This window comes from Bradyrhizobium sp. MI1.3 (genome assembly GCF_055811695.1).
This window is the reverse complement of sequence record NZ_JBVVPQ010000136.1, coordinates 1-8,314: the sequence shown is the minus strand read 5'-3', so window position 1 is coordinate 8,314 and position 8,314 is coordinate 1. Positions and strand designations below refer to the sequence as shown.

The 8,314-nt window shown below is 59.1% G+C and carries 12 protein-coding genes and 1 pseudogene; 6 read left to right on the top strand and 7 right to left on the bottom strand.

From position 1 onward, the window contains the following. Positions 1-316: 316 nt before the first annotated feature. On the bottom strand, positions 317-643 hold the full coding sequence (locus tag AC0L3A_RS39355; protein WP_035994314.1) for a hypothetical protein: 327 nt from the start codon (positions 641-643) through the stop codon (positions 317-319). A 27-nt stretch (positions 644-670) separates the two neighbouring features. On the opposite strand from AC0L3A_RS39355, the gene AC0L3A_RS39350 reads away from it, so the two are divergent. Further along, the gene (locus AC0L3A_RS39350) at positions 671-1,321 is read left to right on the top strand and encodes a DUF6745 domain-containing protein (RefSeq protein ID WP_051058475.1); all 651 of its coding nucleotides are present in this window, start codon (positions 671-673) and stop codon (positions 1,319-1,321) included. A 246-nt stretch (positions 1,322-1,567) separates the two neighbouring features. Here AC0L3A_RS39350 and AC0L3A_RS39345 read toward each other — a convergent pair whose 3' ends face one another. From AC0L3A_RS39345 to AC0L3A_RS39330, 4 genes and pseudogenes are all read right to left on the bottom strand, one after another. Next, positions 1,568-2,020, bottom strand: a complete 453-nt coding sequence (locus AC0L3A_RS39345) for a GcrA family cell cycle regulator (protein WP_245286006.1) — start codon at positions 2,018-2,020, stop codon at positions 1,568-1,570. A 72-nt stretch (positions 2,021-2,092) separates the two neighbouring features. After that, positions 2,093-2,212: pseudogene (locus AC0L3A_RS39340) on the bottom strand (IS481-like element IS481 family transposase); the annotation flags it as partial. A 274-nt stretch (positions 2,213-2,486) separates the two neighbouring features. Beyond that, on the bottom strand, positions 2,487-2,648 hold the full coding sequence (locus AC0L3A_RS39335) for a hypothetical protein (RefSeq protein ID WP_007601174.1): 162 nt from the start codon (positions 2,646-2,648) through the stop codon (positions 2,487-2,489). A 422-nt stretch (positions 2,649-3,070) separates the two neighbouring features. After that, on the bottom strand, positions 3,071-3,235 hold the full coding sequence (locus tag AC0L3A_RS39330; RefSeq protein ID WP_198288274.1) for a hypothetical protein: 165 nt from the start codon (positions 3,233-3,235) through the stop codon (positions 3,071-3,073). Between the two features lie 831 nt (positions 3,236-4,066). Between AC0L3A_RS39330 and AC0L3A_RS39325 the strand changes: the two genes are divergently transcribed. Next, positions 4,067-4,252 carry a hypothetical protein gene (locus tag AC0L3A_RS39325; RefSeq protein WP_007601176.1) on the top strand — a complete coding sequence of 62 codons (186 nt, stop codon included), beginning with the start codon at positions 4,067-4,069 and terminating at the stop codon, positions 4,250-4,252. Here AC0L3A_RS39325 and AC0L3A_RS39320 read toward each other — a convergent pair. Then, positions 4,249-4,848 carry a hypothetical protein gene (locus AC0L3A_RS39320; RefSeq protein WP_157158656.1) on the bottom strand — a complete coding sequence of 200 codons (600 nt, stop codon included), beginning with the start codon at positions 4,846-4,848 and terminating at the stop codon, positions 4,249-4,251. The genes AC0L3A_RS39325 and AC0L3A_RS39320 overlap by 4 nt on opposite strands. 316 nt (positions 4,849-5,164) lie before the next feature. Between AC0L3A_RS39320 and AC0L3A_RS39315 the strand changes: the two genes are divergently transcribed. Continuing rightward, positions 5,165-5,386 (top strand): hypothetical protein, encoded by a 222-nt coding sequence (locus AC0L3A_RS39315; RefSeq protein ID WP_007601178.1) that lies wholly within the window; start codon positions 5,165-5,167, stop codon positions 5,384-5,386. 11 nt (positions 5,387-5,397) lie between these two features. Beyond that, complete coding sequence (locus AC0L3A_RS39310; protein ID WP_007601179.1) at positions 5,398-5,820, top strand: hypothetical protein; 423 nt, start codon at positions 5,398-5,400, stop codon at positions 5,818-5,820. Positions 5,821-6,237: 417 nt separating this feature from the next. Here AC0L3A_RS39310 and AC0L3A_RS39305 read toward each other — a convergent pair whose 3' ends face one another. After that, a complete protein-coding gene (locus AC0L3A_RS39305) occupies positions 6,238-6,645 on the bottom strand; it encodes a hypothetical protein (protein ID WP_007595390.1) in 408 nt (135 codons plus the stop codon). Positions 6,646-7,251: 606 nt separating this feature from the next. On the opposite strand from AC0L3A_RS39305, the gene AC0L3A_RS39300 reads away from it, so the two are divergent. Next, the gene (locus AC0L3A_RS39300; RefSeq protein WP_007595388.1) at positions 7,252-7,521 is read left to right on the top strand and encodes an antibiotic biosynthesis monooxygenase; all 270 of its coding nucleotides are present in this window, start codon (positions 7,252-7,254) and stop codon (positions 7,519-7,521) included. 243 nt (positions 7,522-7,764) lie between these two features. Next, complete coding sequence (locus AC0L3A_RS39295; protein ID WP_245285917.1) at positions 7,765-8,196, top strand: hypothetical protein; 432 nt, start codon at positions 7,765-7,767, stop codon at positions 8,194-8,196. Positions 8,197-8,314 lie beyond the last annotated feature (118 nt).

Below are 8,314 nucleotides of genomic sequence, written 5' to 3'. Positions count from 1 at the left end.
GTCCATCCGGGCAACCCTCGTCGCAACATCGAGGGTGAGTCGCCTCATTTTGTGGGGGGACATACAGTCTAGCGGACGTTGCTGGCATCGCTCGGCGTCCCCGGGCATTGACTGCAGCGCAATTTTCGAGACCATGACACACACCATTCTCGCCGCGGGCCGATGTCCAAATCATGTCGCCGAAGAAAATCCAACGCCTAACGCCCGAGCAAATGGCACGCAGGGCGGAATACGCCGCGAGGTGGACGTTGATCAATCTCTGCACCGATCCTGCCGACCGGCCACGTGCTGAGGCGGCGATCCGTGAGATGTACCGTCAGGGCGGCCTTGCGCCCCCCGCCGCGAAGATCGTGTGGTGTGGCTCGCCCATGTCGATGGGGCTAACCCGTGCGACCATCCGCGCCCCCCACATGCTCGACAAGAACACAAAAATCAGCAGGGGCGTCGCGGAGAGCGTCGAGAACAGCGTCCTGGAAAGCGCCGGAGACAGCGGGGACAGCGTGTGGGAAAGCGTCGGGAGCGGCGTCTGGTACAGCGTCAGTGACAGGGTCAAGGACCGCGTGACTCCCATCGTCTGGAACAGCATTGACAGCATCTTGATGAGCATCTGGCTCGGTGTCACGGTCAACGTCTGGCACAGCATCGCGGACTGCGTTGGACAGCGTCCGCGATGCCGTCGTTTACAGCGTCTATCGGTCGCGCCGAATGGCTCGCAGTACATCGCTATCTCCGGGACGTGGTCGGCCTGGTCGAAGAGACGGACAAGCTGTCCGGTCGTTGGGAACTGGCGCAATCGGCAGGGTGGGCGCTCCCGCATCAGAATATTTGCTCGGAACGGCCCAACATTCTTCATCGCGATGACCACGGGCGGCTGCATGGTGAAACCGGACCGGCGGTCGCCTACCCCGACGGCTGGACGATTTACGCCGCCCACGGCGTACGGGTCCCGGGCGATGTCATTGAACGTCCCGACACCATCAGCACGACTGCGATCGACGGCGAGCGAAACGCTGAAATACGCCGCGTCATGATTGAGGGGTACCGCTATGGCGAAGACGTGAGCGGTGCAGCAGCCTACATCCGCGACGCCGGAGGCGAGCAGTTGGACCGCGACGAGCGCTACGGCACGCTGTGGCGGCGCGACTTCCCGGGCGGAGACGACGAGCCGATCGTGATGATCGAGCTTATGAACCCTACACCTCAGCCGGACGGCTCGCGAAGGTGCCATTGGCTGCGCGTGCCACCAAGCGTCACGACCGCGCGCAAGGCGTGGACGTTTAGCCAATCCGGGCGCAAGTACAATCCGCGCAAGGAAACCTGACGCATCCCGCGTCCGTTGTCGCCGGGACCTGGTCGACGTGGCACTCCCTTCCGGCTCGGCGTCGCGAGCGGAAGCTCAAATCCGGCCAGGTCGAAGCTGGTTGGACGGTGCAGTTCATGGTCAAGCCAGGAGAGGCCGACATCCATAGACAGTATCGCCGACGCGGCAAGAGAAATGGCAGCTTCTGGCCCGTTTGAGACCCTGCGATGGCGCCAAAGACGTCTGCTCATCGGGGCTAACCGGAAGTCATCGCGGAGGACTACACCGACGCGATTGACGCGAACGGGACGAACTTGGGAAGGGGCACGACCCCCGAACCGTCGAGCCGAGCCGATACTGAGCGCAGCGCAACGGCATTCGCGGTGACCTCTTAGCCAGTATTTTTGACCGCCTCAGCCAGTATCTCGTAAAGCTGCTGCTTGCTGAATTGCTTGGGCTGCTGCCTCTCCGCCGCGTTCCGCGAGATCTTCTTTGCGACTGGACCGGCGCAAGCTGCCACGACGTCGCCCTCAGCTTCGGGGTCGGCCTTATCTTAGGCGTTGCCGTGGGCAGCTTGTGACCGCGCTTTAGGCCCTGACGGGTCAGCATGCCGCAGACCGCGTTACGACTGCATCCGAGCCGGCGCGCTATCTGCGCCGCGCTATGTCCTGCGGACCAGAGCCTGATGAGGAGCCCTATGTCTTTCGCATCCCAGCCCATGGGGGATATTATAGCACCCACGGCCGAACACGCGTCAATCTAGTTTTCGTCCGGCTCGCGTACGGCCGCCGGTTCGTCGAGCTTGATCTCGGAGAAGGCGACGCGGGAATGGTCGTCTATGCAGACGTGGACGAAATCCCAGCCAGCGCCGCGTCTTTTGTTGGACCACTGGTGAGAAGAGTCGGGTCGCTGAGCCGGGACAGGTCGACCGAACGTAAAGCCCTGCATCGCGCGGAATGGCGCTCACCACCGGACAGTTCGGCTGCGCCTTCGCGCGGCGCCTGATGCACTCCGCCGAATTAACTTCCAACAGCAACATACGATTCACATATGTGGATGCTGGAACAACGTCGGCCGATTTCAGTCTCTGTTGCATCATTTTCCCGATTGGTCCGCCGACGGGCCATGATCCAAGCATGTTAGAAGGCTTGGTTGGGGGGTACACGACATGCGTGAACATCCCGGTCTAGCGGTTGACGCCATTGTGCGGCTGCATGAGCGTCAGGAACGGCTTGCGTCTCAATTGTCCGAACTGGAGTGTCTTCGGGCCCGCGTGCGCGAAGCGGAGCGGCGCGTATTGATCACCGTCGAAACCGCTCCGTCCCGTTCGCGAGCGCCATCGCGGCATACGCCTTTTCCAGTTTCCCCAGCCCGTTCATCTCTTTGAAGTTGTGGCACGCCAACTTTAGCTGCCCCTCGGCTTCGTCGGAAGGCTCTGGCAGAGGCCGCTGAGTCTTTGCGACGGTGCGGCGTTGGAACGCTTCGCTGATTACCGAGTGTTCCCGGCACACGGCCCCAAAGTGGGTAATGCAGTCGTGCCCAGCTCCCCCCAATCCCTCGAAGGCCGGGGCAACCCGGTCCACCACCATGTTTAGAGGTATTGCTATCGCGCTATTTGGGCTGACCATCCTTCGCAGCTCAATCAGGTGCTCTTCTATGGTCGAAATACTGAGCTGCGCGCAGGCTTGTGCGGGAGATTAGTCGCGGTTTTGGGTTGTAGGTAAGCCGTGATGCCATCATTCGCGCGAGGCATGCGAGCTTCCTCAACGGCTACTTCTTCAACAGTATCCCTATCCTTCCCGCCATTCGCCTCACCGATCCTGCGTGACGGCCCAGCTTGGCTGCGATCTTCGATACGCCAGCGCCTGCCCGGGCCAGCTTGGACAGTTGCTGGACCTCGCGGTCGGCCCATTGCTTTGGCTTTTGTGTTTTCATGATGCGGCGCTCAAACCTGTCGCAACTTAACCATTGCGCCTGGTTGCCGGCACTTGGGAAATTTACGGGTGGTGCCGGCCACCACGAGGCTAAGTGGTGCGGCGGCTTTCCAAAACGACAAGTCAACGATAACTTATCGACCGCTGAAACTGCGTTGTGTAGCCGCACGGATATCGTGCAGCACGCGCGGGCGTCATGTCGCTCACATCGCCCTTTTCCATCTATGGAAGGAAGACCGGGGGATGGTGGTTTTCCCTGACGATCCGACATCGTGTCGCACACTGCGGGATGCCTGCCGTGACTACATCGAAGCTATGGCCGTCGATTCGGACGAAGACGATCAGGACGACGATGGCGATGACGATGAAACCTGACTCGCAGCTCCATTTGAGGGAGTCAAAAGTCCGGCCATAATGATCTTTAAGGCAGTGAGAATTGCGATGGCGGACGCTCTGGGGGCGTTTCCCCTGGGGGCGACCGCGGATGGTGGAGCAAGCGCGCGTTCCAAGTCGTAACTGCGTGATCAGGCCAGGGCTGAAGAGGTCCTTCTCTCCGCGCCGAAATTCCTTCCCTGTATCGTTCGCGAGCACCGCATGTGCACCAAAAGGCGTGGCGGAGCCGTGGTCCGTCAGAGCACAAGGCTTCAACCAGGACGAATGTCCAGTCGGAACATTGCGCTAAATGAACAGCGTCGGCGCTCGAAACGAAAGCCAACCGCAGCAAGCGCGTATCGAGTCGCGGTCGGGAAAAACAAAAATTAGTTCTGACGCATAATCATAATGACTCCAGCGTAAAAGCAAAAAATAAGATGGGAAAACATGGGAGGCTGGAATGGAAACCGCACAGCGCTTGCGCGCGATGGCGGCGCTCTGTCGGCAGAGTGCCGCGCTTCATCCTGACAGAAGCTGGAAACTGCTCGCCGAGGCAGAATACTGGGAGCATTTGGCGGCGACTCCTCTCCCAACCGACATTGAAGGCTGTTTCACCCCTGGTCAGCATGACTTAGCTGCTGCCTAGCGCTCACCATTTGTCGTTTCGAAAATCGGATTGGGGTAAATGAGTATTCTTTGGGGCCAGTGGATGACTGCGTGTATCAACGAACGGCCGATGTGTCCGGTATGCAAACACCGGATGGCATTGGCGCGCATCTCTCCCGGCAAGTCCGGATTCGAGAAGCGCACGTTCGAATGCTCGACCTGCGAACGTACCGAGACGGCGTCGTTCGCTGTGGATCCGATGAAGACAGATGCGGTCGGTTGGCTTGCAGGCGAATTGAACCCGCCTCGGTGAGCTTGGGTGCAGTTGGTGGAGCAGCCGGATGAATGTCCAATCGGCAGCACGAACGTTGTGCTATCGTGAGTACAATGGTGTGCCGGGACCTGGGTGGCGTTCCGGATTGCAAGAGCATCGAGCGCAGTGCGATAGATTTCAGCGTTGCTGTGATCTCGAACCCGAATTGCAGAATTGTGGGACATCAGTTCTGGTCGTACCAGCGTGAGCTCTGCCGCGAGACGTTCTGTTTGGTCCGCCGCTCCTTGTCGATCTTCAAGGATCATTCCGCCTTGATGCTGGCATGTTGCATAGGTGACAAGCTCGAATTCGTAGTACGGCATGAAAGCCTCTGAACTCGCAACGCCCACTCTGAGCATAACTGCGCTCTCCATCAGGTGAATTATGGTATGTGAATGCGAAAGCTGGTTTGTGGAAGGATGCGGACCGACTTTCGACCAATGGCCATATCCGGTGATGCTGTGGCGGGCTGATGCTGTTCGCCGAAGTCCACAAAAACTGCGCCCTGACTTGCGGGCCATCTGCGTACCACCATACCGAAGCCTTGGTTGCGAGGCGCGGAGGCAGTAGCTTTGGTGCGGATCGAGGAACTTCAGAGCTGCAACAATATTCAGTCATGATCAACAAGGAGAGATCCGCATGCCGATCCAGACTGTGATGGACAGTACCGGCGACAGCCGTCACTTCTTCGACGCGGACGATGCACGAGAAGTAGCCAAGGCCGAGCAGCGATTTCGCGAGCTGACGAACGTCGGCTTCACCGCCGCGGTCCGGACCGGTTCAGGTCAGGTGTCGCGGATCCGATCGTTCGACCCCACTGCGGAAGAAACTCTCTTCTTCCCCCGGCTGGTCGGCGGCTGAATCGCTGAGCTGTGTGGCTGTTCAGGCGGTCGCGGCCGGGTGAACGCTCACGGAGGAGGGCCGCAAAGGCGCTGTTCATTCGACACGGCGCCGAGAGGACTCCGGAAGGACACGCGCTGCTACTGCTGCGGCAGTACCTCTCGCCCGTCCAGCGGCGGCAATTCGCGCAGACGGGCTATTTCGATGTGGTCGGCGGCGACACGGGCAACCGCTACAGAATCTATGCGGGAGCGGCTGTGAATGTCTGCGAGATCGGCGAAAACGGCCGTCCAAGGATCGGCTTGTGTTTCCTGCCCGTTGGCGACCTTCCGATTGGAGACGTCATGCTGGCCCAGAAGATCGCGCTCGAAACGTGCGAGGGCAGCGCGCTCGCAGTAGCCCGAAAGTTCACTCCCAGCCGTTTCTTGTTCAGCCGGCCCCGCCCACTTCGCTAGCCGCGGCATTGCGTCAGTCACGTTTGGGCGTGACGTCGCCTATTGGGCCTTCGCTTCCACGGCGGGCTGCCGCTACATGTCCGTTCACGGGGCTAGACCGAAGTCGCTAACTATCGGCCAAACCGACGCGAATGACCCAATTCAGACATCGGCCTCCCTCTCTCTCTCTCTCCCTCTCTCTCTTCATGTTGCAGTAGTCTTGAATTGAGACGCCCCGACCAATTGTCGCGGCGCTCGTCGATTTCATATCGTCCGCCAACTAGCCCTTAGACGTTTGTCTCGCGTCGGTTGGCGCAGCGACATATCTAGAGTTCGGCGCAACCAGGAAGTCACGTCAGAGGGCAAACCGACGCGATCGGTGCGCCGTCGCGTGCGCCATTCGCAACTACAATCGATTTTTTTGCGAAGAAACGAGCCTTAGGCCTTTAGGTCCGTGATCCGCATAATCGCGACCACGTTCCCATCATTGAACGCCTGCTCCTTTGTGTCCTTGTTGCAGGTCCAGACAAAATTCTTCTTGCCGGTAAAGGTCTTTTCGTCCTGCTCAAGCCGAAGCTCTCCTTCGGTGATATGGCAGACCATGGCATTCATCATCGGGGGCCCCATGGTCTTCGATCCCGGCTGCATGATGATGTCGCGCATTGAGACGGTCTTAAAACCCGGGATCAGCGATGGTGTCTCGCCATCATACTCACGCACCACCACACCTGGCCACGGAGTTGTGTCCTTGTAGCCCGTAGTTTGAGCGGCGGCGGGCTCTATCATGGCCGCCGAAGCCGCTGCCAACCCGAATGTCAATGCAGACCTTCGATCGATCTTGCTCATCGCTTTTCTCCCTAGGTTACTGCAACAAGCCGCCGCAAAAGCTGCGCGCGTGTGGAATGTGAAATCGTGGTGTGAAACCGAAAAGGGGGCGGTCTCTTAGGGTAGCGTACCTGCCGACAGCGCTAGTACTGCTCGTTCGTCCCGAACGGTGACTTCGGCACATCCCGCTTCAAGGGCAACCACATTCTACGAGAACGGACGCGCCCTAGAAATGGGTGTTTCGCCCAAGAGGCATAATGCCTCAGTTTGCTTAGGCCTGAAGTTCGGACCCGGCGTCAGCAACTTCACACTGCGACCAACTGAATACGCAGGTCAGTGTCACTGACTGGTCCTGTGGCGGGTCGCAGTAAGTGTGCGGCCACGACCTATTGGCGCCGAGTGCGGAGGCGATGATGCTGCTCCCACAAGACCGCCCGGAGTTAGCCCATCAGCGAAGTGGCAGCACGCCTCAGTTTTATCGGACAAAGGGCAAGCGTCCGATGGCATCAGTGCAACCCGGAAATGAAATAGCTCCAAGCAGTGGCCGGTATTATACTGGTGCTACTGGAAGTGCTGTTTCAAGCGTTCGTGGAAAGATTGCTACGACCAGTCTGGGAGGAACATCTGATGACGACTATGTTTGTTAGACACACGGTTTCCGACTACAAGACCTGGCGGAAAGTTTACGACGATTTTGCTCCTGTTCAGAAGGCGAAGGGCGTAGCAGCCGAGGCTGTCTACCGAGCAGTCGAAAATCCCAATGACATCACAGTAACTCACGAGTTTGCCACGATTGAAGCTGCGCAAGCCTTTGCGGAGAGTGCTGAATTGAAGAATGCCATGCAGAAAGCGGGAGTGGCGAAAGCTCCAACGATTTGGTTTACCAAAAAGGCGTGAAGTATCGATCCCGGCCAAGTGCCGGGATTTTTTGCTGTGGTGGTACCATGTCGCCTGTTGGCCTATTGAGACATGCCGAGGCGGTCTGACGATATCCGTTCACAGGGGTAGACCGGTAGAGAACGGCACGCGGCCAAAGTGACGCGATTGACCCTGGCTGTGTAAAAACGCAAAAGATCGAAACGCGACGAGAATGACATTCTGGCTTTGCGGGCCCGCCGACCTAGAATTGCGGCGATCAGGATGGGCGAAATGCAGTATGTTTGCGACGCGCCGAAGGGTAAGACCTGGTTCCGTATCGAGACGGAAGGTGAAGCGGTGCAAGAGTCGCGCCTGATGCGCCACACAGTCGAGAAATATTTCTGCCGCGAGCGAGAGAAGGCAGTCCAATCCTGGCGTCCGGAGCAGCCCAACGCGATCGAGCGCGACATCGGCCTCGAGGCCCATGTACAGCGAGAGATGCCGCTTTTCCTCACGTTGCGTGACAGGGAGGGTAATCCACTGGCTACAGCGATGCTGCCACCGGGTGGCAAGGATCGCGGCGGGTTCCGGATCATCATCGTTGCCGCATGCAATGCCGATCCTTATCCTGAGCAGGATGCGGCCATCGCTGCGCTAGGAGCGCATTTCGGTCTCACGCTCGATCGCCACCGCTGCTTCCCCTACGGCCGCTAAGGAGCCTGACAAGTATCGCTGCTTGGAGCGATGTCGGCTCATGGCCCGAAGGCGAAGATCGCCATCGTGTCCGGCACGTCGGCAGTCGGGGCCAGAGCGGACATCGAGAAGACGCGGG